The sequence below is a fragment of the Cupriavidus sp. HY129 genome (assembly GCF_059492215.1).
On the sequence record NZ_CP083255.1, the window covers coordinates 2,376,409 to 2,402,500 of the forward strand.

Genomic DNA, 26,092 nt, shown 5'->3' on the forward strand with positions numbered 1-26,092 from the left:
GGCAGGAGCCGTCACATGACATCAGTAGCAAGCAAAGCCCCCACTTCCTCAGACCTGCAGCCGAGCCGGCGCATCGCGGCGATCGCGGTGTTCGTGGCGGGTCTGGCAATCGCCCTGTACACGCACCTGGCCATGCCCGGCGAGACGAACCTCTGGGGCCTGACGCCCGTGCTCGTGTTCGCCATCATGGCGCTGCTCGGCGTTGACATCGTGCTGTCGACCATCGCCGCCATCGTGCTCGGCGCGATCATGACCGGCACGACGCCGGTGGGCATGGGCAAACTGCTGGCCGACTCGCTCGGCTCCTTTATCGCGGTTGTCGGCCTGATCATCGTGCTGGGCGCCGGCGTGGGCGAGGTGGCCTCGCGCACGGGCGCCGCCGAGCAACTGGTGCGCGCCATTGTGCGGCGTATCGGCTTGTCCAACCAGGTACGCGTGCGCCTCGGCATCATGGTCACCTCCACGCTGATCTGCGGCGCGCTGGGCACGCTGGCCGGTGGTAACGCCATCATCGCCGCCGTGGTGATCCCAATCGCCGCGGCGGTGCGTCTGTCGCCGCCCGCGGTGGCCGCGCTGTTCCAGACCGCGGGTTCCGCCGGCCTGGTACTCGGACCGTTCACGCCCAACGTCGTGACCGTGCTGGGGCTGACCGGACTGAGCTACCCGGAATACCTGATGGTGGCCGGCATCCCGATGGCGGCGGCCACGCTTGCCAGCGGCTGGTTCATGTCGGGCCGCATCCAGAAGATGACCGAGGCCGAGCACCAGTACGATGAAGCCAAGAACGGCATCGCCGCGTTCGACCTGTCCGCCACGCCACCGCGCACGGCAGTACGTGCCGCCTGGGCGTTCTGCCTGACCATCATTGGTCTGGCCACCGCCGGCGTGATCGTCAAGGCCGGCTTTGCCTTCGCCATCATCGTCATGGTTTCGCTGGCTGCCACCACCGGCCTGGCCGGCGGCATGGGTCCGCGCGCCATCCTTCAGGCGATGTATGCCGGTGCGGGCAAGCTGATCTGGATCTTCTTCCTGTTCTGGCTGTTCAACCCAGTGCTGGTACTGGTGGACAAGCTCAACGCCTACCACGCACTGCTCGACATCGCCAGCCCGCACCTGGCAGGCATCGGCGGCGCCATGCTGTGCGTGATCATCCTGTGGTTCAACGTGATTGGACACATCCCTGGCGCGGCAGTCGCGCAGATGACATTCACGGCCAAGATCTTCGGCCCGCTGCTGGCCGCCGCCGGCGTCGGCCCCGCGGCCACCACCGCCGTGATCCTTGGCAGCTCGCAGATCGACTGGTTCGGCCCCTTCCCTACCTCCGACATGTTCGGACAGATGGGCCTGGCCCGTTCGACCCAGCTAAAGTACATGCTCTACAACGGCTGGGCGGTGATCATCGTGAATCTCTGTCTGTTCTCTGGGCTGTTCTTCTTGCTGGTCTGAGGAGGCGATATGGAACTCGTGGCATTTCCGCTAGGTAACCGGATTCCCGATGCGGCCGCGCTTCGCGCGCGGGTAGAAACCGCGCTGGCACCGCTGCTGGCCGGCACGCAGGCACGTGTGGCGATCAGCCTGCGGCTTGCCGATGGCAAGGTGGTGCTGGAGCGCGAGGCCGAGCGCGTGCAGCCATCGGCCAGCATCATCAAGCTGCCGATCCTGTTCACGCTGCTGGAACAGGTGGCGCAGGGTCATCTGCAGCTTGAGCAACGCTTCTCCCTGGACGGACTCGAGCGCGTGGGCGGTACTGGCATCCTCAGCCAGTTGCCCAGTGTCCAGAGCCTGACGCTGGCGGAACTGGCGCGGCTGATGATCGTGCTGAGCGACAACCTGGCGACCAATGCGCTGATCGAACTGCTCGGCTTCGAGGGCGTGAACGACTGGTGCGATCGCGCGGGGCTCGGGCAGACGCGGCTGCAGCGTCGCATGATGGACGCCGCCGCGCGCGCCGCAGGGCTGGACAACTTCACGAGCGCCAGCGACGCTGCGGCCTCGCTGTGCTGGCTGCTGCGTGATGGATCGTTGCCCGCCCCGCTGCGTGACTTCGCACTGGGGCTGCTGGCCGATCAGCGCGAGCGCGCCCATTTCGGCGCGGCGCTGCCAGCCGGTGCCATGCTGGCCAACAAGACCGGACAGTTGCCCGGCCTTCGTCACGACACCGGCATTCTGACCGTAGGCGCCTACAGCGTCGTGCTGGCCGTACTGGCCGACGGTTTCACGGACGCGCGCACCGCGCAGACGCTGCACGGTGGCGATGGCGCGCAATGGCTGGCCGAAGCGGCGCGGATCGTGGCGCAGGTGCTTGCCGTGCCGCAAGACGAGAACGGAGCGGAATGATGCGGATAAAAGTCGCTGCCATCCAGATCGACAGCCGGCAGGACCGCGAGGCCAACCTGGCAGCGCTCGAACACTGGATTCTTGCCGCCGCGGCGGACGGCGCGAAACTGATCGTCACGCCGGAGTACAGCGATGTCCGCGGCGATGCCAACGCGCTACAGGCGGCCGCCAGCGCGGTTCCGGGCCCGGTCTCCGAGCACATCGCCACGCTGGCGCAACGCACCGGTTGCTGGATTCATCTGGGCTCGATGCATGAACGCCTGCCAGGCGAGACCCGCCTCGGCAATAGCGGCATCACGTTCGCGCCAGATGGCGGCATTGCCGCACGATATCGCAAGGTGCACCTGTACGACGCCGTGGTGAATGGCAAACCCTATCGCGAGTCAGCCGACTTCGCGCCGGGGGACGGCCTGCATACCGTGGACGCTGCCGGCCTGACCCTGGGTCTGAGCATCTGCTACGACCTGCGCTTTGGCGAGCTGTACCGGACCCTGCGCGCCCGCGGCGCCAACGTGCTGCTGGTGCCCGCCGCTTTCAACGTGCACACCGGACGCGACCACTGGGAGACGCTGCTGCGGGCCCGTGCCATCGAAAACCAGTGCTACGTGATTGCCGCCGCGCAGATCGGCGGCCCGGGACCCGCCCTGCCCTGCCTGGGGCGCAGCATGATCATCGACCCCTGGGGCACCGTGCTGGCCTGTATGCCGGACACCACCGGCTTCATCACCGCCGAACTCGATACAGAGCGCGTGGCCGGCCTGCGCGAGGCGCTGCCGGCATGGGAGCATCGCCGCACGGACCTGTATTTCGGCGGCATTCGGAACGCAGGCTGAGCCCTGGCCTCGCGTCCAAGAGACGCTATCAAGTTGAGGAACTGAAGCAAAGCGGTGCTGGCTTGACGCGCGGTCGCAGACAATACAAGTACGCCAGAATCGCTTGATCGTGTCTCTAGGCTCGCGCGCACTTGATGACGGTGTCCAGCGTGCGCGTGGTGATGTCCTTCCCGAACGAACGCTCAAGCAGCGTCATGAACACCGGTCCTTTCTTCGGGTCCGGCAAATATGCACTGAAGACTTCCGCCGCGCTGGCCTTGATAATGCTGGCGCCGTCGCGCTCGATTGGCAGTGCGATTTCGGGCGCCACCGGACTGCGGAGAAATGTGACGACCCGCTTGGCCCCGGGCGCCAGGTCGAACTCGGCAAACGGATCGGCCTCGATCAGGTCCAGGAGATAGCCAGCGGGCCGAACGAACGTGCCGAAGCTATGACCCAGTTCGGCGTGCATGGCCTTCTCGGCGCGTCGCTCCAGCGCTGTGGCGGACGCCGAACGCGCGTCGAACACAACGTTCCCGCTGGACAGCAACGTTCGCACCTCGGAGAAGCCCGCCGCTTCGAAGCAGTGCTTAAGTTCCGGCATCCGGGCGTTCATCGGACTGACACCGCGAAGAAAGGCGACGTATCGGGGCATGGTGATCTCCTGCTGACTGCCGGGCAGCCGCTCACGATTGGCGTGACACGCAGTCTACGCCCACCAGGCCCCCTTCCGGCGGCGTCGCGCCACTGAAGGCGCGGGGCATCGCCCGTTGCCTGCGATGCCCGCCGAGTATCGGATCAGTGTCGGATCAGTCGACGAATCAGTCGACTTGCGCGCCCGAGACTTTCACCGCTTCGGCCCAGCGCTTGCTCTCGCTATCGATGAATGCCGAGAACTCCTTCGGTCCTTCGTTCACCGCGTCGCCGCCCAGGTCCTCGATGCTGGCACGCGTGGCGGGCTCCGCCACGATGCGCGTCACGTCCTCGTTGATCTTCTGACGCAGGCCGGACGGCATGGTTGCCGGGCTGAAGAGACCGAACCACGTGGCCGCCTGGAACGGCAGGCCAGCCTGCGTAAACGTCGGCACATTCGGCAACGTCGGGCTGCGCTTCGAATGGGCCAGCGCAATCGCGCGGAGCGCCGGTACCGCTGCGTCAGGCAGCGAAAAACCGGCGTTCCGCCTCCGCGGGCATCGCCATGCCCGTGACCCGGGCTTTTTCCAGCACCTCCCAGAAATAACGGTAGGTGGCGCGGTCATGCAGTTCGCCCTTGTACTGGATCGGTCCCCAGTCGGCATCCTGCGCGGCGAGCAGGATGCCGGCGGCGTCCTCCACCTCGGCAAAGTCCGGGCGCATTGCGTTGACGATTGGCAGGATCTGCGCGGGATAAATGCTCCACATGCGCAGGAAGCCGAACTGATTGCGCGCGCGGCTGGCGTCGGCGCCAATTACGTCGGCGTCCTTGAGGTTCAGGCAGACGTTGTGCGCAGGCACGATGCCGTTGGTCAGCGCCGCAGCCACCATGTCGGCCTTGGCGCGCGCCAGCAGTGCGTGCTCGAACTGGCCGGGGCTGCGCATCGCCGCAGCGGGAATCGCGCCGTGATGGCCACTGACAAAGTCCATCAGGCCGAAGTCCAGCACCTCGATGTCCGGCAACTCGGCGATCGGGAACACGTCGCGCAGCGCGCCGTGGGTTTCGATCAGCACGTGCACCGGCACCGGCCGCTCCAGCCCGGCACGTTGCCCGGTCTCGCGGATAAACGCGATGACCTCCGCCACCTGCTCGTGACGCGTGGCCTTGGGCACGGTGATATAGGCCAGCCGGCTGCCAGCCTGCCCGACGATAATCTCCACGTCCTGACGCCAGGCCGGGTGCGACGGATCATGAATCCGCGCGCCGGCGCGCCCGAAGCGGTTGCGGTCGGAGGCGATCATCCTCGCCACCATTTCCGCGTGCTCGCGTTCCTGCCCCGTAGCGGCACCGTCCTCGCAGTCGCAGGTCACGTCGAATACCGGACCGTACTCCACTTGCAGGTCCATGGCCTTGCCGATCAGCTTTTCGCTACCGGCAAAGTGCTCGCAGGCGGCCAGCGCGGGAAAGGCTTTCTCGCCGGCAAACAGGGCATCTCTCGGGTGTGTCGCGGTTGTCATGCTTTGTCTCTCGTGTGTGTCGTGTGTCGTGTTCTCGATGGGTCGGACAGGCCGGGGATCACCCCGCCCCTCGTCGTTACCGCCTTGTCGTCGCCGCCTCGGCATAGCCACCTCGGCATAGCCACCTCGGCATAGCCACCTCGGCATTGGCGCCCGGGTATTACCGCCTTGGGATGGCGATGGTGTAGTCCAGGTCCAGCACCACGCTGGATGGATGTGCGGTCCGGCCCTCGCCGGGCGCGGGGAACGCGATGGATGCCGCGCTGGCGTTCTTCACGCCGATCATGCGCAGCCGCAGACCACCGAGGTGGCCCTGCCCCAGGTCGAGTGTCTCGATCACCTGCGTCGCGCAGGCGATGGTGTCGCCGGCATAGGTCGGATTCACGTGGCTGCCGCCGTTGATGGCGAGAATCGACAGCGCGTTCTCCAGTCCGTCGTATGACAGCGCGCGGCATACCGAAATGATGTGGCCACCATAGACCAACCGCCGGCCACCGCCGGCCGCCATGGCATGACCGTCGAAGTGCGCGCGGGCCGTGTTCTGGTACAGGCGCGTGGCGATGCTGTGGTCGCTGTCGTTGATCGTCATCGCGCCCGGGTGGTCGATGCGCTCGCCCACTGCGTAGTCGTCCCACAGGTCCGCGAAGCCGGTCATCGCCGTGATCTCGCGAACGCGCGCGGTGTAGTCGTTGCGACGCATCCATGCGCTCGGCACCACCATCTGCGTGGCCGGCACCACCGCTTCCGCGCACGCCGCACCGTGGTCCCGCTTGTGCACCATCACCCAGCGCACCCAGCTCAGCACCTCGCGGCCATGCTGGTTGCGCGCCATGGATCGCACGTAGACCACGCCGCTCTTGCGGCTGGTGTTCTCCTTCAGGCCGATAACCTCGGACTCGACCGTCAGCGTGTCACCCGGATACGCGTGGGCGAGAAAGCGCACCTCCGCATAGCCCAGGTTGGCCACCGCATTGAGCGAGATATCCGGCACGGTCTTGCCGAACGCCGTGTTGAACACCAGCAGGTCTTCCAGCGGCCGCCGTTCCATCCCCAGATCGCGTGCGTTGGTCTCGGCCGTGCACAGCGCCGCCCGGCTGCCGGTCAGGCCGATGTACAGACTCCGGTCGCCTTCGGTCAGCGTGCGCGGCGTGGCATGCCTGATCTTCATGCCGACCCGGAAGTCCTCGAAATAGTTACCGCTGCGGCACTTCTCCATGTCCACTCCGTTTTGTTTGTACGCACATAATTGCAACGAAAACCGCGAGTGTCAACCGGGATCGTTGCCATCAATCCTGCGTACAGGCCGTTAAACCGCCAATAAATCGCGCTTAGCTTCGTAACAGCCTCGACAGTTTCGCTTGCAAAAGTCCGGACACCCTGATTACTATGTCCGTACATAACAACGAACCAATGCGAAAGTGAGGAGTCGTCGATGCAAAAACTGACCGAAGAGCGGCGCATGATTCAGGAGGCAGCGCGCCAGTTCACGATGGAGCGCGTGCTGCCGATCGCCAACAAGCTGGACCCTGAAAAAGGCCAGATCCCGCGCGACCTGATCGACGAAATGGCCGAGCTTGGCTACTTCGGCATCCTGATCCCCGAGGAGTACGGTGGCCTTGGGCTGGGCGCCTACGAGTACTGCCTCGTGGCCGAGCAGCTTTCGCGTGGCTGGATGAGCGTGGGCAGCCTGATCGCCCGCGGCAATGGCCTGATCGGCGCGCTGAAGGGCCTGGCGCCCGAGAAGAAGGCCGAGTACCTGCCGCGCATGGCGCGTGGCGAATTCCTGGGTGCGTTCTCGCTGTCCGAGCCGAATGCAGGCTCGGACGTGGCCAACATTTCCTGCCGCGCCGTGCGCGATGGCGACGACTGGCTCATCACCGGCAACAAGTACTGGTGCACGTTCGCCGACCAGTCCGACTTCATCCTGGTGATCTGCCGCACCGATCCCGTGATCGACCCAAAGGCGCGCCACAAGGGCCTGTCCGCATTCCTGGTGGAAAAGCCGCGCGGCGTACTGCCCGAAGGCGTCAAGGGCAGCGTCATCCCGAAGATCGGCTACCACGGCTGGACCACCTGGGAACTGGCGTTCGACAACTGCCGCGTGCCGCACTCGAGCATGGTGGGGGAGGAAGGCAAGGCGTTCTACCTGACCACCGCCGGACTGGAAACGGCGCGCGCCCACACGGCGGCCCGCTCGATCGGGCTGGCCCAGGGCAGCCTCGAGGATTCGATTCAGTACGCCAAGGACCGCGCCCAGTTCGGCGCCCCGATCGGCAACTTCCAGGCCATCCGATTCAAGCTGGCCGACATGGCGACGCAGATCGAAGCATCCCGCGCCCTGCTCTACACCGTGTGCGAAAAAATCGACGAAGGCGTGCGCGCCGACACCGAGGCGTCGATGGTCAAGTTGTTCGCCAGCGAGATGTGCGAGCGCGTGACCAGCGAAGGGCTGCAGATCCATGGCGGCGCCGGTTACACCACGCACTTCGCGGCTGAGCGCTACTGGCGCGATGCGCGTCTGACAAAGATCTTCGAAGGCACCTCCGAGATCCAGATGCGCATCATCTCCGATGCCATGCTGGGCAAGGTTGCAGCCTGATCTCCGGGGCAAGCGATGACTTCGAACATGCCTGCCACCGGCATTACCGCCCTCGCCGCCAGCATCGCGGTTGACCGCGCCCTGCGCTTTCCAGCCGCCGCACTCGACGTGGCGCGGTTGTCCGTCTACGACTGCCTGGCTGTAGCGATCGCGGGTGCCCGCGAACCGGTCAGCGTGGCCGTGCGCGAGCTGGTCAGCGGCGAAGGCGGCACCGCGCAAGCGAGCGCGATCGGCCTGCCGGCGCGCATTCCCGCCCGCGCGGCCGCGATGCTGAACGGCACAGCCGCGCACGCGCTCGACTACGACGATACGCACTTCGACTTCGTCGGCCATCCCACCGTTGCCGTGCTGCCCGCCGCATTGGCCGTGGCCGAACAGCGGCAGGCCAGCGGCAAGGATCTGCTAGAAGCGTTCCTGACCGGGGTGGAAGTCACTTGCCGCGTCGGCGGATGGCTGGGACGCCCGCACTACAACGCCGGGTTCCACCAGACCGCCACGTCAGGCGCTTTCGGCGCCACCGCAGCTGCCGCGCGGCTGCTGGATCTCGATGCGGAACGCGCGGCCCACGCGCTGGGTCTCGCAGCCACGCGCGCGTCGGGGCTGAAGTGCCAGTTTGGCACGATGGCCAAGCCGTTCCATGCAGGCATGGCGGCGTCCACGGGCGTGGAGTCCGCCACCCTCGCAGCCCTGGGATTCGTCGCCCGCCCTGACGCCATTGAATGCGCCGGCGGTTTCGCCACCACACATGGCGCCGGACAGGGCTGCCTCGACAATCCGTTTGATGGGCTACACGAAGCCTTCCGCTTTGTCGACGTCCAGTACAAGTTCCATGCGTGCTGCCACGGCACGCATCCTGCGCTGGAGGCATTGCACGGCCTGCGCGAACAGCATCGTCTGACGGGCGGCGACGTCGAGCACGTCACGCTGGCCATCGCGCCTCAATGGCTACCGGTCTGCTGCATCGCGCAGCCCGCGACCGGCCTGGAGGCCAAGTTCAGCCTCGCGCTGACCGGGGCAATGGTACTGGCCGGTGTGGACACGGCATCGCTGGCGTCGTTTTCCGATGCCTGCTGCCAGGACCCCGCATTGACCGACCTCGCGCGACGCATCGAGATCCACCCCGACCCGGCGATTACCGACACCGCCTGCCATGCGACGGTGCTGACCCGGAGCGGCGCGACACTGTCCCGCCACGTCGATCTCAGCACCCCGGTGCCCTACGACACCAAGGCCACCAAGCTCAAGGCCAAGGCCGGCGCCCTGCTGGGCCAGGCCAGTGCAGAAGCACTCTGGACCTTCGTCGCCGCGCTGGACACGCTGCCAGCCGCCGCTCTCTACCCGCGCCTGCATGACTGGTTCGCCGATGCCGCCGCCTGATACCCCACACTTCGGAGCCCCACGCATGCAAACCCACGCAGACACCCAGACCCATCCCCCCGGCGCCCTTGCCGGCCTGCGTGTGGTCGACCTCACGCAGATGCTCGCCGGACCATTCTGCACCCAGGTGCTGGCCGATCACGGCGCGGACGTGATCAAGGTGGAAACGATGACCGGTGACGGCACCCGCATCACCGGCCCCTTCTGTGACGACGACACCCTGCGCGACTTCGGCGGCTATTTCCAGAGCGTCAATCGCAACAAGCGCTCGATCGCAGTGGACCTCAAGAGCAGCACCGGGCGCGAGATCCTGCGCAAGCTGATCGACAGCGCCGACGTGGTGGTCGAGAACTTTCGGGCCGGCGTCATGGAGCGCCTTGGCCTGTCGTACGAAATCCTGCGCAAAACCAATCCGCGTCTGGTCTATGGCACGGTACGCGGCTTCGGCGACCCACGCAGCGGCGAAAGCCCCTACGCGCAATGGCCTGCCTACGACGTCGTGTCGCAGGCGATGGGCGGCATGATGGGCATCACCGGCCCCGACCGGGACACCCCCACGAAGATCGGCCCGGGCGTCGGCGATACGATACCTGCGCTGATGCTCTGCATCGGCATTCTCTCCGCCGTGCACCGCGCGCGCGACACCGGCCAAGGCCAGTTCGTCGACGTGGCCATGACCGATGCAGTACTGGCCATGTGCGAGCGCATCGTCTACCAGACGTCCTACACCGGCGTGGTACCCGCGCCCGAAGGCAACCGCCACCCGTTGCTGTGCCCCTTCGGCCTGTTCCGCTCGCGCGACGGCCAGGTCTCGATTGCCTGCGCCACCGACGCATTCTGGGAAAAGCTGGCCATCGCCATCGGCCGCCCGGACATGGCCACCGACGAGGCGTTCGCCACCAATGCAGCCCGCGTGCAGCACCAGCAGCAGGTCATCGACGCGATCGAAGCATTCACCACCGTGCGCACGAAGGAAGAGATCGCTGCCGTTCTCGGCGGCAAGGTGCCGTTCGGCCCGGTCTACACCGCCGCGGAGATCTTTGCTGACCCGCACTACGCGGTGCGCGAGATGCTGGTCGACGTCGAACAGCCCGGCTCGGCCAGACCGGTGAAGATCGCCGGCGTGCCCATCAAGCTGAGCGACACCCCTGGCGCGGTACGTCGGCGCGCGCCGCTGCTGGGCGAGCACACCGAGGAAATCCTGCTGGCCACGGGCTACACCGAACGGGACATCAAGGGGCTGCGGGAGACAAAAGCCGTTCGCTAGAACACACAAGACAACCAAAAAACAAGCAACAAGGGAGACAGGACATGAACTTCGCGAGAACCGCACTGACGGCCTTGCTATTGACGCTTGCCGCTATGCATCCCGCCGCTGCCGCCGACTACCCGGAGAAACCGGTCAAGGTGCTCGTGGGTTTTCCGGCAGGGCAGACCACTGACGTGATTGCCCGCAAGCTGGCGCAGCAGCTATCGACGTCACTCAAGCAATCGTTCTACGTCGAGAACAAGCCGGGCGTGGGTGCCGGGCTCGCTGCGGAAGAAGTCGCGCGCGCGAAGCCGGACGGCTACACGCTGCTGGCAACCTCGAGCGGGCCAATGGCCGTCAACGGCTGGATCTACAAGAACCAGCGCTACGACAGCGTGCGCGACTTCGAGCCGCTGGCACTGATCGGGGTCTTTCCGCTGGTGCTGGTCGTCAATCCGAACTCGCAGTTCAAGACCGTGGCGGATCTGGTCGCCTATGCCAGGCTCCATCCGGGCAAGGTGAACTACGCGTCCGGCGGGAACGGCGTCACCAATCATCTGGTGATGGAAATGTTCAAACAGACGGCAGGCATCAATCTCGCCCACGTCCCTTACAAGGGCGGCGTCGCCGCGATGACCGACGTGGTCGGCGGGCAGGTGGAGGTGATGTTCGAAGTGGTGTCGATTGCGGAGCCGCTGATTCGCGGCGGAAAGCTGAGACCACTTGCCGTGGCCAGCGAACAGCGGGTGTCGACGCTGCCGAACGTGCCCACGATCGCCGAATCAGGCTTTCCGGGCTTCCGTGGCAATCCGTGGATCGGCGTCGTGGCGCCGAAGAACTTGCCCAAACCGGTAGCGGACAAGCTGTCCGCGGAGATCATCCGCATCGCGAAGACCCCGGAGTGGACCAGGGTGATGGGTGAACTGGGCGCGATACCTGAAACGATGGGGCCTGCCGACTTCAACCGTTTCGTGCGCGCCGAAGTCACACGCTGGGGCGACGCGGTCAAGGCCGCCAACGTCAAGGTGGATTGACGGGGCCGCGTCCGCCGTCACCGGCCATCACCGGGACAGCCGTGGCAGGTCACGCGCCCGCGTGCCTGCCGCGCCTGAGCTGAAACGACACCGACACCCGGTCGGCCGGATACACCGTATCGGTGATCTCCAGAATCCGGCCCGCCGAATCCTTGTACTGGCGCACCAGCCGCATACCCGCCGTGCCAGCCTCCACACCGAGCTGATCGGCCAGGGAGCCCTCGATCAGCGTAGCGGTGATCGTTTGCCGGATCTCGGCAATCGCGATCGCATACTCGCGTTCGATCAACGCGCTGACCAGCACCTGGGGGCTATTCCGAATCGTGTCGACCAGCCCCGCCAGCGTGGCCTCGATATAGATATCCGCGACCGCGACCGGGGTCTGGCCCTTGCGCGCATCCACCCGCGTGCCGGACAGCAACACCCATGCGCTGCCGATCGGCGCTTCCAGCCGCCGCGCCTGCGCGCGATCCAGCGTGACATCGCGCACCGCTTCGATCGCCCGCACTTCGGTGGCGGCCACGCGCACCAGATCCTCGGCCGTTCCGAACGACTGCGTATACGACGCCCCGGGGTTGGCGGACTCAACAATGGTCCCCACCGCTTTCTTGCGCGAGATATAGCCCAGATCCTGCAACATCCGCAGCGATGCCCGCACCGTATGGCGGCTGACGCCATGCAACTCGGCCAGTTCATGCTCGGTCGGCAACAGACTGCCCACCACATGGCGGCCTTCGGATATCTCGCGAATCAGCATGCTCGCCAGTTCGGCGTAGCGCGTGGGGGCGGGTGACTCGGTCTTGCTGTCCTTCTGGGCAGTTGCCATTGCGATGGATGTCTGGATCTGGATGCCGCCGCATTGTACGGCCTGGCACGGGTGTTGGCTGCGAATGCCGACCGCGTCCGGTCAACGTCTTGCCGCGCGGCGGGCTTGCCGCGCCTGCCTGCGCGGTGAATCTCATACGCCGTGCAGATGCGAATCTGCCTCCAACCCACCCCCGATCTTGTACGCACATAGTACACGATGACCCACAACGATCCCCCGGCTTTCCGCTTCCCCTCCCATCTGCGCGGTATCGCCGATTTTCGCGCCACCCATCTCGGGTGGGCAGGCGCATCAGATCTTGCGCACCCCCCATCAGTAACCGCTACTATGTACGTACATATCAATTTATAAAAACGCTGCCATGGATGCAGCGGATAGCAAGGAGACAAGGATGAAGAGAGGGTTCATAGCCGCCATGCTGTGCGTGGCCGCTGGCGTGGCGGGCGCGTCCGGGATCTACCCGGCCCGCCCGGTCAAACTGATCGTCGGCTACTCGGCAGGTGGCCCGGTCGACAGCGCCGCGCGAATCTACGCGCAGCATCTGGGCACCGTGCTTGGGCAGGCTGTGGTGGTGGAGAACCGTGGCGGCGCGGGCGGTGCCATCGCCGCGACCATGATCACCAAGGCCAGCCCCGACGGCTACACGCTGTTCTTCGTCGGCAGCCCGACCCTGACGATGGCGCCGATGGTGCAGAAGTCCGCCACATACAAGCCGCTCAAGGACTTCACGCTGGTCGGTCTGCTCAACACCTATACCAACGCACTACTGGTGGCGGAAGACTCGCCGCTCAAGAACGTGCAGGACCTGGTCGCCTACGCGAAGACGCACCCTGACGGACTCGCATTCGGCTCCGCGGGCGTGGGCGCCTCCAACCATCTGGCCGCCGAACTGCTCGCGCAGCGTGGCGGCGTCAAGTTTCTCCACGTCCCCTACAAAGGCAACTCTCCGGCCATCGCAGACCTGATCGGCGGAAAGATCGGCTTCATGTTCGATGTCACCGGCAGCGCGGTTGGCTATGTGCAAGGCGGCAAGGTGCGGGCGCTGGCGGTCTCCTCCGCGACGCGCAACCCCGCCCTGCCCGGCGTGCCGACGGTCGCCGAATCGGGCCTGAAAGGCTTTGACGTGAGCGGCTGGTTCGGCCTGATCGGCCCGCCGGGGATGCCACAGCCGGTCATCGACCGCCTGGTCGGGGCCAACCACGAAGTCGGCCGCAATGCGGCGTACCTGGAGAGTCTGGCACGCGGCGGCTATGCCCCCAGCATCAGCGGCCCCACCGAGTTCACCGACCGCCTCAGGCAGGACCTGACGCTTTGGAGCGACGTGATCAGGAAAGCCAACATCGAGCCGCAATAAGCCTGCCGATTCGGCACGCAATCTCACCAACATTCAGGAGCAACACGATGCAAGGAATCATGGAAGGCAAGGTCGCGCTGGTCACGGGCGCGGGTGGTGGTATCGGACGCGGTATCGCGCTGGCCCTCGGGGCCGCTGGCGCCCGGGTAGTCGTCAACGACCTCGGGGTATCGATGAGCGGCGAAGGCGGCGATGCCGGCCCCGCGCAGCGCGTGGCCGAGGAAATCCGCACGGCCGGCGGCCAGGCGGTGGCGAATACCGACAGCGTGTCCACGTGGAACGGCGCTCACAACATCATCCAGTGCGCGCTAGACAACTTCGGCCGCATCGACGCCGTGGTCAACAACGCCGGCAACCTGCGTGACCGCATGTTCTTCAAGATGAACGAGGAAGAATGGCGCTCGGTGATCGACGTGCATCTGCACGGCACGTTCTTCGTCAGCCGCGCCGCCGCCAACCATTTCAAGGACCAGGAGGGCGGCGCGTATGTGCACATGACGTCGACCTCCGGCCTGATCGGCAACTTTGGCCAGGCCAACTACGCCGCAGCCAAGCTCGGCATCGTCGCACTGTCCAAGTCGATCGCGCTGGACATGCAACGCTTCAACGTGCGCTCGAACTGCATCGCACCGTTTGCCTGGAGCCGCATGACCAGCTCGATCCCGGCCGAGACGCCCGAGGAGAAAGCCCGCGTGGCCAAGCTGCAAAGGATGGAGGCCGGCAAGATCGCGCCGATGGCCGTATTCCTGGCGAGCGACGCGGCGCGCGATGTCAGCGGCCAGATCTTCGCCGTGCGCGCCAACGAGATCATGCTGATGAGCCATTCGCGCCCGATCCGCTCGGTGCATATGGGCGAAGGCTGGACACCCGAGGCCATCGGCGAAGTCGCCGTGCCGGCCATGCGCAACAGCTTCTACAAGCTCGAACGCTCCGCCGACGTGATCGGCTGGGACCCGATCTGAGGGGCCGCGCATGAGCATCAAGGGCAAGGCCTATATCGTCGGGGCCTACGAGCACCCGACGCGCAAGGCGCCGGACAAATCCGTCGCGCAGCTTCACGCCGAATGCGCCAGAGGGGCACTGGAAGACGCCGGACTCTCCCTGTCCGACGTGGACGGCTACTTCTGCGCGGGCGATGCACCGGGTCTCGGCGCGACCAACATGATCGACTACCTCGGCCTGCGCGTGCGGCACGTGGATTCGACCGACACAGGCGGGTCCGCCTATCTGGTCCACGTATCGCACGCCGCGCAGGCGATTGCCGCTGGCAAATGCAATGTCGCGCTGATCACGCTGGCGGGCCGCCCACGCTCCGAAGGCTCGAGCGGCACGCAGGCACGCAACTGGGGCGCCAACCTGCCTGACGCGCCATTCGAGGCGCCGTTCCACCCGGTCACCGTGAACCTGTACGCGATGGTGGCCATGCGCCATATGCACGAGTACGGCACCACGCCGGAACAGCTCGCGTGGATCAAGGTGGCCGCGTCCCATCACGCGCAGCACAACCCCCACGCGATGCTGCGCGACGTGGTCACGGTGGAAGACGTGCTGAACTCGCCGCTGATCTCCGACCCCTTGCGCAAGCTTGATTGCTGCGTGGTGTCCGACGGTGGTGGCGCCCTGATCGTGGCACGCCCGGAGATCGCCGCGAAACTGAATCGCCCCAAGGTACGCATCCTGGGCGCCGGCGAACACGTGAAGGGTCAGCTTGGCGGTCAGGTGGACCTGAGCTGGTCCGCCGCCCGCGTATCGGGCGCGGCAGCGTTCGCCGAAGCAGGCATCACGCCCGCCGACATCAAGTACGCGTCCATCTACGACAGCTTCACCATCACCGTGCTGATGCAGCTCGAAGACCTGGGCTTCTGCAAGAAAGGCGAAGGCGGCCGCTTCGTGGCCGACGGCAACCTGATTTCGGGCGTGGGCCGGCTGCCGTTCAACACCGACGGCGGCGGGCTCTGCAATAACCATCCGGCCAATCGCGGCGGCATCACCAAGGTCATCGAGGCCGTGCGCCAGTTGCGTGGCGAGGCCCATCCCGCCGTGCAGGTGAAGCACTGCGACCTGGCGCTGGCCCAGGGCACCGGCGGCTACCTCGGCAGCCGCCATGGCAGCGCCACGCTGATTCTCGAACGGGAGCAATGAGATGACCACCCCGTATATCGCCACCCCATTCCCGGCCCCGGAGGAACGCCCTGACAACGCACCTTTCTGGCAGGCAGCCCGCGAGGGACGGCCGCTGGTCAAGGTCTGCGAATCGTGTGGCAAGCCGCACTGGTATCCGCGCGTGCTGTGCCCGTTCTGCATGGGCGACACCGCCTGGAAGGAGGCCAGCGGCCTTGGCACCGTCTATGCGTTCAGCGTGACCCGCCGCGCGGGCCCGAACCCGTTCTGCATCGCCTACGTAACGCTGGAGGAAGGCGTGACGATGATGACCCATATCGTCGACTGCGACCTCGACACCGTGCGGATCGGCCAGCCGGTGCGCATCAGGTTCTCGCCCAGCGAGGATGGCGCGCCGGTTCCAACCTTCGCGCCCGCGTGAAACGCCCCCCATTTCCGGAGTGAATCGTGAATCCAGTCGCCTCGCCAGTCATATCGCTCAGCACCCTGCTCAACCCGCGCTCCGTCGCGATCATCGGCGCCTCGGATGATCCCGCGCGCATCGGCGGCCGTCCCATCGACGCCATGCGCAAGCTCGGCTATGCCGGACGCATCCTGCCGGTGAACCCGAACCGGCGCGAGGTGCAGGGCCTGCCCGCCTACGCCTCCGTTGCGGACTTGCCAGAGGTGCCTGATGTCGCGGTGGTGGCCGTGCCGGCGGCGCACGTGCTCGATACCGTCATCGCCCTGGGCGAGCGCGGCACCCGCGCCGCCATTCTGTTCAGCGCCGGCTTTGCCGAGATTGGCGGCGACGGCGTCACGCGGCAGGCGGAATTGCTGGCCGCGGCGCGTCGCAGCGGGCTGCGTCTGCTCGGCCCAAACGCGCTCGGGCTGATCAATATGCGCACCGGCTTCGTCGGCAGCTTTGCCTCGAGCATTTCTCTGGGGCCGGTCCAGCCGGGGCATGTCGGCATCGTCAGCCAGTCTGGCGCCTACGGCGGGCATCTGGTGATGGCTGCCAAGTCCGCCGGCATTGGCCTGTCCAGCATCGTGATGACCGGCAATGAGGCCGACATCACGCTGGGCGAGGTCGTCCAGTTGATGGTCGATGACCCGCATACCCGCGTGATCGCGCTCTATTCGGAAGGCATCAACGACGGCAACGGTCTGGTGGCGGCGCTGCAGGCGGCGCGCCGCGCGCGCAAACCGGTGGTGATGATGAAGGTTGGGCGCAGCGAGGTTGGCGGCGCCGCCGCGCGGTCGCACACGGCATCCATCGCTGGCGATGACGCCGTAGTCGATGCCGTGCTGGCCGAGCTTGGCGTGGTGCGCGCTCGCAGCACAGAGGAAATGCTCGACATCGTGCGGCTGGCCGCGCGTGGCATCTATCCGTCTGACAACACGCTGGGAGTCATCACGGTCAGCGGTGGCGCGGGTGTCATCGCGTCGGATGCCGCCGAGGACCTGGGCCTGCCAATGCCGCAAATGCCGGCGTCCACCCAGGCCCGGCTACTGAAGCTGCTGCCGATCTGCTCGCCGCGTAACCCAGTGGACACCACGGCGCAAATCGTCAACGACCTGTCGTTGATCGAGCCGTTTGCGGAGGCCATGGTGGGCGAAGGCGGCTACCGCTCGGTCCTCGGCTTCTTCACCTATGCCGGTGCCACGCCAGCGGTGGCGCCAAGCCTGCGCGAGCAACTGGCGCGTGTGCGAGAGCGGTATCCGGACCGGCTCTACGTACTGGTGCTGCAGGGGCCGCACGACGTGCTGAAGACCTATGAGGAAGCGGGCTTCACAGTGTTCGAGGACCCTACCCGCGCCGTTGTCGCGCTGGCCGCGATGGGCCGCTTCGGACATGCCTTCGCCCAGCCGCAAACGACGCCCCCGCCGGTTGTGCAGCCGGTCGCGCTGCCCACGCAAACCCCGAGCGAAGCCGAAGCCAAGGCCATGCTCGAGGCCGCCGGCATCCCGGCCGTGCCCGAACGCGCGTGCGCCGTGGCCGAGGCGGCCGTGGTCGCCGCGCGCGAGCTGGGCTTCCCGGTGGTGATGAAGATCCTGTCGCCAGACATCCTGCACAAGTCCGAAATCGGTGGCGTACTGCTCGACGTGCGCGACGAAGCGGCGGTGCGCAGCGGCTTTGCCACGTTGATGCAACGCGCCCGCGACGCGGCACCCGACGCCCGGATCGATGGCGTGCTGGTCGCACGGCAGGTCAGCGGCGGGGTGGAATGCATCATGGGCATCAAGCAGGACGCCGCCTTTGGCCCCATCGCGATGTTCGGCCTCGGTGGCGTGTTCGTTGAAGTGCTGCGCGACGTGGTCTTTCACCGCTGCCCGTTCGGCGAGGACGTAGCCGAACGCATGATTCGCTCGATCCAGAGCGCGCCGCTGCTGCTGGGCGCGCGCGGACGCCCGGTGGCAGATATCCCGGCGCTTGCCCGAGCGCTGTCGCGGCTGTCGATCTTCGCGGCCGCCGCTGGCCCGCGCCTGCAGGCCGTGGACGTCAACCCCGTATTCGCCATGCCGGCAGGACAAGGCGCATTCGCCGCCGACGCCGTTATCGACGTAACCCCACCCCAACCCTCATCAGGAGACCTTGCATCATGACCTTCGACATCCCCAGCGAGTGGGTGGAATTTGGCGACGCGCTGATCCGCTTTGTCGATCGTGAAGTCGTCGCGCTCGAAAAGGAGCATCGCACCCTGCTGGCCAGCGAACGCACGGTCTATACCGCCGACGGGCGCTATGCCCCGGAGGTGCTGGCGCTACGCCGCCAGGTACGCATGCGATCGGCCGAACTGGGCTTCTACACCGCGCTGTCCGCCGAAGCGCTCGGCGGTGGCGGGCTGGGGCCGCAGGCCGCCGTCTACATCCAGGAACGCCTGAACGCCCACTGCGGCCCCGAGCGCCATCTGGTGCAGACCGTGGTGCTGCCCTCCCCATTCACCAATGGGCTGTCGCCGGTACTGAAGCATCTCCATCCGTCGGTCTTCGACACCGTGCAGCCTGAACTGGCCAGCGGCGACAAGACGATGTGCTTCGGGCTTTCCGAACCGGATGCCGGCTCGGACGTCTTTGGCATGCGCACACGCGCTACGCGCGATGGCGACCACTGGGTGCTCAACGGCACCAAGCAATGGATCACCAACGCGCCCTATGCGGACTACGCGATGATCTTCGCCGTCACCGACGAAGAGAAGGCCCGCGCCCACAAGGGCGGCATCACCGGCTTCTTCCTGCCCACTCGCACACCGGGGTTCTCGGTACCGAGTGTGATTCCGACGATGGGCCACCTGGGCGCCGACATCGGCATCATCTCGCTGGAGAACGTGCGCGTGCCGGACACCCATCGGCTGGGGCCGGTCGACCGTGGCCTGTCCGTGGCGCTCGATGGCGTCAACGCCGGTCGCCTGAGCATGGCCGCCAGTTGCCTCGGCCTGGCCGAGTGGGCGCTGGAACAGGCCGTGGCCTACGCGAAGGTCCGCAAGACCTTTGGGCAGCCTATCGGCGACCACCAGGCCGTGCAGATCATGCTGGCCGAATGCGCCATGGACATCTACGCCACCAAATCGATGGTCCGCCACTGCGCCTGGCTGGTGGACAACGATCTGCCCGCCACCAAGGAGGTCTCCATCATCAAGGCATCGTCCACGGAGATGGCCGGGCGTGTCTTCGACCGGGCAATGCAGATTCACGGCGGCATGGGTCTGACCAACGAACTGCGACTCGAGGCCGGCTACCGCTTCGTGCGCACGATGCGCATTCCCGATGGCACCTCCGAGATCCAGCGACGCACCATCGCGCGGCGTCTGCTCGACGGCGACACGGCTTTCTGACCGGCGACGAGCGACTGCCCCAATACAAGACAAAAGACACCAAGGAGACTGCCATGCGAACCAGCGACACCAAGGACACCGAGGACACCAAGAACGCCGAGGACACCAGAGCCCGGCCCTTCACCCTCCACCGCTGCACGCCGACGATCGGCGCCGAGGTCAGCGGCGTGGACCTGGGCAACCTCGATGACACCACCTACCGCGCGCTGCGACAGGCGTTGCTCGAGCACAAGGTGCTGTTCTTCCGCGATCAGGACATCACCCCCGCCCAGCATGTCGCCGCCGCGCGGCGCTTCGGCGAACTGGAGGTCCACCCGATGATCGGCCACCATCCCGATCATCCGGAGCTGGTGGTGTTCGGGCGCGGCGGCGACAAGCGCGGCCGGGAGAACCTGTATCACTCCGACGTGTCGTGGCGCGAACTCCCGTCGATGGGTTCGATGCTGCGTTGCGTGGACTGTCCCGAGATCGGGGGCGACACCATCTGGGTCAACATGGCAGCCGCCTACGCAGCCTTGCCGGAGGACGTGAAAGCGCGCATCGCCGAACTCCGGGCCGTGCACGACGCCATGCCGACCTTCGGCCAGAGCATGGATGGCGAGCGCTACGATGAAATGCGTGCCAAGTATCCGCCGATGGTTCATCCGGTCGTGCGCACCCACCCGGAAACGGGCGAGAAGATCCTTTACGTCAACGAGGGCTTCACCACTCATTTCGCCAATTACGCGCGGATGCAGCCGTACCGCATCGGCTCGGATTTCCGCATGGCGGAGATGGACCTGATGCAGTACCTGTTCCGGCAGGCCGCCGCGCCCGAGTACCAGGTGCGGTTGCGCTGGCGCGCCAACACGGTGGCGCTCTGGGACAACCGGTCCACCCAGCACTACGCCGTGCAGGACTACTTTCCGGCCGTGCGCCACATGAACCGGGCGACGATCATCGGCGACCGTCCGGCGTAGACCCGGTTACCGACACACACGGCGCCACGGTACTGACCCTGATAGGGCAATCCCGCCCATTCGATTTGGCTGGTTCTCGCATTCCGGATGTCCGCTACCTTGGCGACAAGGGATCCACCGCACATCCGGGACACAGAAAGGAGACACGCAATGTTTATCAAACGACTGCTCGTCGCGGGCATCATGGCCTGGAGCGCGGCCAGCCCGGCGCAGACCTATCCGTCGCGGCCCATCACTTTCGTGGTGCCGGGCCCGCCCGGCGGCGCAACCGACGTCATGGCCCGTGCGCTGGCCGAAGACATGGGCAAGCGCCTGGGACAGACCATCATCGTCGACAACAAGCCCGGTGGCGGTGGCGTGATCGCGGTGCAGGCCGTCACACGCGCCGCACCCGACGGCTACACCCTGCTGCTCACGCATTCGACGCCGCTGATCAACACGCCCTACCTGTACGCGAATGTCCCGTACAACGTGCGCCGCGACCTGGCCTTCATCTCCGAGCTGTGCGTCGGCAAGCTCGTGCTGGCCGTGGGCCGCGACGTGCCTGTCAAGACCGTGCCCGAGTTTCTGGACTGGGCGGCAAAGAACAAGGGCAAGGTCAGCTTCGGCTCGTATGGGGTGGGCAGCTTTCCCCATCTGGTGGGCGCGCATCTGAACCAGACCCGTCACCTGGACATGATCCACGTGGCCTACAAGGGCGAGGCCCCGATGGTGCAGGACATGCTTGCCGGCAATATCGCCTGGGCCATCGGCTCGGTCACCACACTCGGGCCGCAGATCAAGAGCGGCCGCCTGCGCGCGCTGGCCGTCATGGGCGATAACCGCATCAAGGAAATGCCCGACGTGCCGACCATGACCGAGGCCGGCATGAAGGACCAGGAGATGCGTCCGCCGGCATGGATCGGCCTGTTCGCGCGCTCGGGCACGCCGGCCGCCATCCTGTCGCGCGTCGAAGCAGAGGCGCGCGCGTCGATCCAGTCCCCCGCCATGCGGGCGCGGCTCGACTCGCTGGCGCTGGAACCGGTCGGCAACAGCCCCGAGGAATTCCGCCGCTCGTTCGAAACGTCGGAGCCCATCATGGCCCGCCTGATCAAGAGCAGCGGCGCGACAGCGGAGTAATCACGGCCGAGTCATCACGACCGTATCCGGCGGACCCGGAAAACAAAAACGGACGGCGCCAAATATGGCGACCGTCCGTTTCTGCGTGATGCGTTGGTAGGCTCGATTGGACTCGAACCAACGACCCCCACCATGTCAAGGTGGTGCTCTAACCAGCTGAGCTACGAGCCTGTTGAAGGGAGCGCATTGTATAGACACTGCCACCCTTGCGCAAGCATTTCTTTCGACCGATATTGAAATCGGCGATCAGCCCGCGCGATCGGCTGCGGCAACCGCCCCTGCAACGGCTCCTGCAACGGCTCCTGCAACGGCTCCTGCAACGGCTCCTGCAACGGCTCCTGCAACGGCTCCTGCAACGGCTCCTGCAACGGCTCAATCCGGCGCCGACAGCGGTCCAACGCTCAAGCCAGCTTCTCCTTCAGGAACGCCACCATATACGGTGTGGCGGCGGCCGCGACAGTCGCCGCCGTACCGGGGTCGAGCCCCATTTTCTCGCCGAGCGATTCGGCCACGCGGCCGGTCAGGATGCCTTCACCCCCCTCGGTCAGCGACTTGAAGAATCCATCGCCATGCACCAGTCCCGCCGCGAACGCCGCGAAGAAACTCTTGCCTGCGTGATCGCCCAGGAGGCCACCACCCTGCTCTTCAACGTGGGCGTGAGCGGTCTCCGCGACCTGCCCGAGCATCTGCTGAGCATCGGCCGGATTGACCCCCTGATCGGCCAGCGCCTGGGCCGCCTGGGTGCCGTGATCGGAAGCCAGGAATTCAGAAACGAGTTGCTGCATATCCATGAAACGCTCTCCTTCGAATAGCCACCACGGCGCCGGGCAGAGGCGCGCGGCGGACCCGCCGACGCAGCCCGTGGTGAATTCAGCATAGTGCGCAACGCGTGTGTCCGGAGAACGTCCGCGCGGACAAATTCGGAGTACAGTCCCCGACAGGCTCCGGCCACGCAGGCAGATACCGAGCCTGAAGGAGGGACGTCATGGATGACAAGGGTAACGACAGGGCCGTCACTGTCACGGTGCAGGACAACGGGCCCTACCGCATCAAGGGGCCGATCACCATCGTGACGCCGGCCGGCGTACCGTTCACGTTCGAGGGGGATCAGGTCTGGCTATGTCGCTGTGGCCATTCCGAGAGCAAGCCGTTCTGCGATGGTTCGCACAAACGCGCGGGATTCTCTAGCGTGCCCCAACCGAAACCGTGAGACACGAAGACCCTGAGACGCGGAGACCCTGAGACCTGGTGTACCGGCGACTTCACATCGGCCCGGGGAGCGTCTTCAGCCCGACCCACAGCACGCAGATGACGACGTTGATCGGCACGCTCAACACGCCCGGCACGTAGAAGAACGCCGACAGCACCGGCGCGCTCAGCATCAGTTCTATCGAACCGCCGAGCAGGCAGAACAGCGCGCCACACCAGACCCAGCGGCGCAGATAGGTCAGCAGCCAGTGCGCGTGCGCCTGGTTGAAGCGCCACGCGGCCGATCGCTCGCGCAGATCGCCTCGACTGGCGTCCTTGAACAGCCAGTCGAAGAAAAAGTACCGGTATAGCAGGGTGCGAAAAGCAAGCTCTTGCATGGTTTGCTCGGGACGTGCCAGCGCCGTGACCATGAGCTTACCCCTGCCAGATCCTCGGTCGCCGGTCTTCCCCGGACTTTTTTCCTGGACGTTCATGGCGATACGCAATCCATGGCAATTCGTCCATGAATTGAAAACAATCCGTCCGGATGGTATCTTCCGGGTCCATGAGTGAAGCCCACCGCCGCCCCAAGCAACCGCTCCTGATACGCGACCGCCTGCTCTCCGCCACCATCGACCTGCTGGTCGAGGAAGGCATCGGCGCCGTCACCCTCAACTCTGTCGCCACACGCGCCGGTGTGTCGAAGGGTGGCCTTCAGCATCACTTCTCAAACAAGGAGGAACTGCTGGAAGCCCTGTCTGCCAAGGTGCTCCAGCATTTCACCGGCCAGGTTGCCACGCTGGCTGAATCCGATACCGATGCCCAGGGACGCAATACACGAGCCTATCTGCGCGCCTCCGCCGATGGTTTCGCCGAATCCGGCGAACGCGAGCTGTGGAAGGCCGCGATGATGCTCATCATGGCGCGTCCCGAGTTCCGCACGCCCTACCAGGAGTGGGAATCCGGCAGCCTGAATACGGACCTCGCGCAATGCGAGGACCCCGTCGGCCTGCTCCTGTGCCGGCTGGCGGCTGACGGGCTCTGGCTGGCCGATCTTCTCGGCCATCGCGCCATCCCCCCGGCTCAACGGGCCGAGCTGGTTCGCCGGCTCGAGCAATTGACGCACTGCCGTCCTCAACAAGCATGACCAGAAAAACAATCCCCGCATCGGAACTCGATGCTGCGATCGTCCGCGCGCGCGACGCATTGCTGGACCGCCAGCACCCCGACGGCCACTGGTGTTTCGAACTCGAATGCGATGCCACCATCACGGCCGAGTACATCCTGATGATGCACTTCGTCGACGAGATCGACACCGCGCTGCAGGCCCGCATGGCGAAGTATCTGCGCGCGGTGCAACGGCTCGACCGCCATGGCGCATGGGACCTCTACTTTGGCGGCGATCTCGACATCTCCTGCAGCGTCAAGGCCTACTTCGCATTGAAGGCGGCGGGCGATCCGCCGGATGCCCCGCATATGATCAGAGCGCGCGAAGCCATCCTGGCGCGCGGCGGCGCGGCGAAGTCGAACGTGTTCACGCGCATCCTGCTGGCGACCTTCGGCGAGATTCCGTGGCGCGGCACGCCGTTCATGCCAGTGGAATTCGTGCTGTTTCCGCGCTGGGCGCCGATCCACATGGACAAGGTGGCCTACTGGGCGCGTACCACGATGGTGCCGTTGCTGGTGCTGTGCTCGATACGCGCCGCCGCGAAGAATCCGCTTGGCGTGCACGTGCAGGAACTGTTCGTCACGCCGCCCGAACTGGAGCGCGAATACTTCCCGCGCAAGCGTGGGCTGCAGCGCGCGTTCCTGATTGCGGACCGCGTGGTTCGCCACCTCGAACCGCTGATTCCGCGTGCATTGCGCCGCCGCGCCATCCAGCGCGCGGTGGAATGGTCCGAAGCCCGCATGAACGGTGAAGACGGCTTCGGCGGCATCTTCCCGCCGATGGTGTACAGCTACGAGATGATGGTGCTGCTCGGCTACCCGGAGGATCATCCGTTGCGGGTGGAGTGCAAGGCCGCGCTGAAGAAGCTCGTGGTCCATCGCGACGATGGTTCGTCGTATTGTCAGCCCTGCCTGTCGCCGGTGTGGGACACGGCCTGGAGCGTGATGGCGCTCGAGCAGGCACCCTCCGACGCACGCACCGAAACCGCCATCGCCCGCGCCTATGACTGGCTCACCGATCGCCAGGTGCTGGACCTGCGCGGCGACTGGGAAAGCAATGCTGCGCCCAACACGCCGCCTGGCGGCTGGGCATTCCAGTATGAGAACCCGTACTACCCGGACATCGACGATTCGGCCGTCGTCCTGGCGATGCTTCACGCGCGTGGCAAGCGCACCGGCCAGCCCGGACGCTACGAAATGCCCGTCGCGCGTTGTCTGGACTGGATCATCGGTCTGCAGTCGCGCAATGGCGGCTTTGGCGCGTTCGATGCGAACTGTGATCGCGACTTTCTCAATGCGATCCCGTTCGCCGATCACGGCGCTCTGCTCGATCCGCCAACCGAGGACGTCTCCGGCCGCGTGCTGCTGGCACTTGGCATCACTGAACGTCCGCAGGACGCTACCGCACGCGAGCGCTGCATCCAGTACCTGCGCGACACGCAGCAGCCCGATGGCAGCTGGTGGGGACGCTGGGGCACCAACTACATCTACGGCACCTGGAGCGTGCTGGCGGGCCTGGGGCTCGCCGGTGTCGATCGCAAGCTGCCGATGGTGCGCAACGGCCTGCAATGGCTGCGCGGCAAGCAGAACGCCGACGGCGGCTGGGGCGAGACGAACGACAGCTATGCCCGCCCGGAACTGGCCGGCATGCACGAAGACGGCAGCATGGCCGAGCAAACGGCGTGGGCCATGCTCGGACAGATGGCGGTCGGCGAAGGCGACGCGGATTCGGTACATCGTGGCGCCGCGTATCTGCTCGATGCGCAGAACGAGGATGGCTTCTGGATGCACCCGTATCACAACGCACCGGGCTTCCCGCGCATCTTCCACCTGAAGTACCACGGGTACACAGCGTACTTCCCGCTGTGGGCGCTTGGCCGATACCGGCGGCTCGCGGCCGCGCGCGCATCGGCTATGCAAAAGACGAAAGCCGAATCCACCGAATCCGCCGAATCCGCCGAGTCCATGACGGTGCACTGACCGG

25 protein-coding genes and 1 tRNA gene are annotated in these 26,092 nt (G+C 66.0%); 18 read left to right on the plus strand and 8 right to left on the minus strand.

The features are described 5' to 3' along the window. Window positions 1–15: 15 nt before the first annotated feature. From K6G35_RS26935 to K6G35_RS26945, 3 genes are read left to right on the plus strand one after another with little or no spacing between them, the layout of a single operon-like run. Window positions 16–1,446, plus strand: coding sequence for a gluconate:proton symporter (locus K6G35_RS26935; RefSeq protein ID WP_495676633.1), 1,431 nt, complete (start codon window positions 16–18; stop codon window positions 1,444–1,446). 9 nt (window positions 1,447–1,455) lie between these two features. Further along, window positions 1,456–2,337: a serine hydrolase gene (locus K6G35_RS26940; RefSeq protein WP_495676634.1), complete on the plus strand. Its 882-nt coding sequence runs from the start codon at window positions 1,456–1,458 to the stop codon at window positions 2,335–2,337. Next, window positions 2,334–3,170, plus strand: coding sequence for a carbon-nitrogen hydrolase family protein (locus K6G35_RS26945; protein ID WP_080709798.1), 837 nt, complete (start codon window positions 2,334–2,336; stop codon window positions 3,168–3,170). Before K6G35_RS26940 ends, K6G35_RS26945 begins: the two co-directional genes overlap by 4 nt. 115 nt (window positions 3,171–3,285) lie before the next feature. Here the strand turns inward: K6G35_RS26945 and K6G35_RS26950 are convergent, their stop codons facing one another. From K6G35_RS26950 to K6G35_RS26965, 4 genes are all read right to left on the minus strand, one after another. Continuing rightward, window positions 3,286–3,804, minus strand: coding sequence for a DUF1697 domain-containing protein (locus K6G35_RS26950; RefSeq protein ID WP_051705444.1), 519 nt, complete (start codon window positions 3,802–3,804; stop codon window positions 3,286–3,288). 166 nt (window positions 3,805–3,970) lie between these two features. After that, window positions 3,971–4,408: a tripartite tricarboxylate transporter substrate-binding protein gene (locus tag K6G35_RS26955; protein WP_495676635.1), complete on the minus strand. Its 438-nt coding sequence runs from the start codon at window positions 4,406–4,408 to the stop codon at window positions 3,971–3,973. Then, the gene (locus K6G35_RS26960; RefSeq protein WP_495676636.1) at window positions 4,305–5,300 is read right to left on the minus strand and encodes an HpcH/HpaI aldolase/citrate lyase family protein; all 996 of its coding nucleotides are present in this window, start codon (window positions 5,298–5,300) and stop codon (window positions 4,305–4,307) included. The genes K6G35_RS26955 and K6G35_RS26960 overlap by 104 nt, the downstream gene beginning before the upstream one ends. Window positions 5,301–5,460: 160 nt before the next feature. Further along, on the minus strand, window positions 5,461–6,516 hold the full coding sequence (locus tag K6G35_RS26965) for a MaoC family dehydratase (RefSeq protein WP_495676637.1): 1,056 nt from the start codon (window positions 6,514–6,516) through the stop codon (window positions 5,461–5,463). Window positions 6,517–6,732: 216 nt separating this feature from the next. Between K6G35_RS26965 and K6G35_RS26970 the strand changes: the two genes are divergently transcribed. Genes K6G35_RS26970 through K6G35_RS26985 form a run of 4 tightly spaced genes read left to right on the plus strand, consistent with a single transcriptional unit; the run spans window position 6,733 to window position 11,559 of the window. Next, on the plus strand, window positions 6,733–7,899 hold the full coding sequence (locus K6G35_RS26970) for an acyl-CoA dehydrogenase family protein (RefSeq protein WP_495676638.1): 1,167 nt from the start codon (window positions 6,733–6,735) through the stop codon (window positions 7,897–7,899). 15 nt (window positions 7,900–7,914) lie between these two features. Further along, window positions 7,915–9,276 carry an MmgE/PrpD family protein gene (locus K6G35_RS26975; protein ID WP_495676639.1) on the plus strand — a complete coding sequence of 454 codons (1,362 nt, stop codon included), beginning with the start codon at window positions 7,915–7,917 and terminating at the stop codon, window positions 9,274–9,276. A gap of 25 nt (window positions 9,277–9,301) precedes the next feature. After that, the gene (locus K6G35_RS26980; RefSeq protein ID WP_495676640.1) at window positions 9,302–10,543 is read left to right on the plus strand and encodes a CaiB/BaiF CoA transferase family protein; all 1,242 of its coding nucleotides are present in this window, start codon (window positions 9,302–9,304) and stop codon (window positions 10,541–10,543) included. A 44-nt stretch (window positions 10,544–10,587) separates the two neighbouring features. Then, window positions 10,588–11,559, plus strand: coding sequence for a Bug family tripartite tricarboxylate transporter substrate binding protein (locus tag K6G35_RS26985; RefSeq protein WP_008643273.1), 972 nt, complete (start codon window positions 10,588–10,590; stop codon window positions 11,557–11,559). Window positions 11,560–11,608: 49 nt separating this feature from the next. Here the strand turns inward: K6G35_RS26985 and K6G35_RS26990 are convergent, their stop codons facing one another. Continuing rightward, window positions 11,609–12,385, minus strand: a complete 777-nt coding sequence (locus K6G35_RS26990; protein WP_008643274.1) for a GntR family transcriptional regulator — start codon at window positions 12,383–12,385, stop codon at window positions 11,609–11,611. 391 nt (window positions 12,386–12,776) lie between these two features. Here K6G35_RS26990 and K6G35_RS26995 point away from each other — a divergent pair, with 391 nt between their 5' ends. From K6G35_RS26995 to K6G35_RS27030, 8 genes are all read left to right on the plus strand, one after another. Beyond that, window positions 12,777–13,739 carry a Bug family tripartite tricarboxylate transporter substrate binding protein gene (locus K6G35_RS26995; protein ID WP_286881782.1) on the plus strand — a complete coding sequence of 321 codons (963 nt, stop codon included), beginning with the start codon at window positions 12,777–12,779 and terminating at the stop codon, window positions 13,737–13,739. A 47-nt stretch (window positions 13,740–13,786) separates the two neighbouring features. After that, window positions 13,787–14,701, plus strand: coding sequence for an SDR family NAD(P)-dependent oxidoreductase (locus tag K6G35_RS27000; protein ID WP_186426579.1), 915 nt, complete (start codon window positions 13,787–13,789; stop codon window positions 14,699–14,701). Window positions 14,702–14,711: 10 nt separating this feature from the next. Further along, window positions 14,712–15,881 (plus strand): thiolase family protein, encoded by a 1,170-nt coding sequence (locus tag K6G35_RS27005; RefSeq protein ID WP_024570805.1) that lies wholly within the window; start codon window positions 14,712–14,714, stop codon window positions 15,879–15,881. Window position 15,882: 1 nt separating this feature from the next. Continuing rightward, window positions 15,883–16,281 (plus strand): Zn-ribbon domain-containing OB-fold protein, encoded by a 399-nt coding sequence (locus tag K6G35_RS27010; protein ID WP_495676641.1) that lies wholly within the window; start codon window positions 15,883–15,885, stop codon window positions 16,279–16,281. Between the two features lie 26 nt (window positions 16,282–16,307). Further along, window positions 16,308–18,446: an acetate--CoA ligase family protein gene (locus K6G35_RS27015; RefSeq protein ID WP_035883469.1), complete on the plus strand. Its 2,139-nt coding sequence runs from the start codon at window positions 16,308–16,310 to the stop codon at window positions 18,444–18,446. Continuing rightward, complete coding sequence (locus K6G35_RS27020; RefSeq protein WP_008651545.1) at window positions 18,443–19,675, plus strand: acyl-CoA dehydrogenase family protein; 1,233 nt, start codon at window positions 18,443–18,445, stop codon at window positions 19,673–19,675. The genes K6G35_RS27015 and K6G35_RS27020 overlap by 4 nt, the downstream gene beginning before the upstream one ends. A 53-nt stretch (window positions 19,676–19,728) precedes the next feature. Further along, window positions 19,729–20,634 (plus strand): TauD/TfdA dioxygenase family protein, encoded by a 906-nt coding sequence (locus K6G35_RS27025; RefSeq protein ID WP_495676642.1) that lies wholly within the window; start codon window positions 19,729–19,731, stop codon window positions 20,632–20,634. A gap of 150 nt (window positions 20,635–20,784) precedes the next feature. Beyond that, entirely contained in the window at window positions 20,785–21,753 is a 969-nt protein-coding gene (locus K6G35_RS27030) for a Bug family tripartite tricarboxylate transporter substrate binding protein (RefSeq protein ID WP_017513451.1), read from the plus strand. 94 nt (window positions 21,754–21,847) lie between these two features. Here the strand turns inward: K6G35_RS27030 and K6G35_RS27035 are convergent. Beyond that, window positions 21,848–21,924 (minus strand) — tRNA-Val (locus tag K6G35_RS27035). 230 nt (window positions 21,925–22,154) lie between these two features. After that, window positions 22,155–22,544, minus strand: coding sequence for a hypothetical protein (locus tag K6G35_RS27040; RefSeq protein WP_017513452.1), 390 nt, complete (start codon window positions 22,542–22,544; stop codon window positions 22,155–22,157). 194 nt (window positions 22,545–22,738) lie between these two features. Between K6G35_RS27040 and K6G35_RS27045 the strand changes: the two genes are divergently transcribed. Then, window positions 22,739–22,963, plus strand: a complete 225-nt coding sequence (locus K6G35_RS27045; protein ID WP_008651541.1) for a CDGSH iron-sulfur domain-containing protein — start codon at window positions 22,739–22,741, stop codon at window positions 22,961–22,963. A 52-nt stretch (window positions 22,964–23,015) separates the two neighbouring features. Here the strand turns inward: K6G35_RS27045 and K6G35_RS27050 are convergent, their stop codons facing one another. After that, window positions 23,016–23,339, minus strand: a complete 324-nt coding sequence (locus K6G35_RS27050) for a hypothetical protein (RefSeq protein ID WP_024570806.1) — start codon at window positions 23,337–23,339, stop codon at window positions 23,016–23,018. A gap of 167 nt (window positions 23,340–23,506) precedes the next feature. On the opposite strand from K6G35_RS27050, the gene K6G35_RS27055 reads away from it, so the two are divergent. Both K6G35_RS27055 and shc read left to right on the plus strand, forming a co-directional pair. Further along, the gene (locus K6G35_RS27055; protein WP_008651539.1) at window positions 23,507–24,088 is read left to right on the plus strand and encodes a TetR/AcrR family transcriptional regulator; all 582 of its coding nucleotides are present in this window, start codon (window positions 23,507–23,509) and stop codon (window positions 24,086–24,088) included. Then, a complete protein-coding gene (gene shc / locus K6G35_RS27060; RefSeq protein ID WP_495676643.1) occupies window positions 24,085–26,088 on the plus strand; it encodes a squalene--hopene cyclase in 2,004 nt (667 codons plus the stop codon). The genes K6G35_RS27055 and shc overlap by 4 nt, the downstream gene beginning before the upstream one ends. Window positions 26,089–26,092 lie beyond the last annotated feature (4 nt).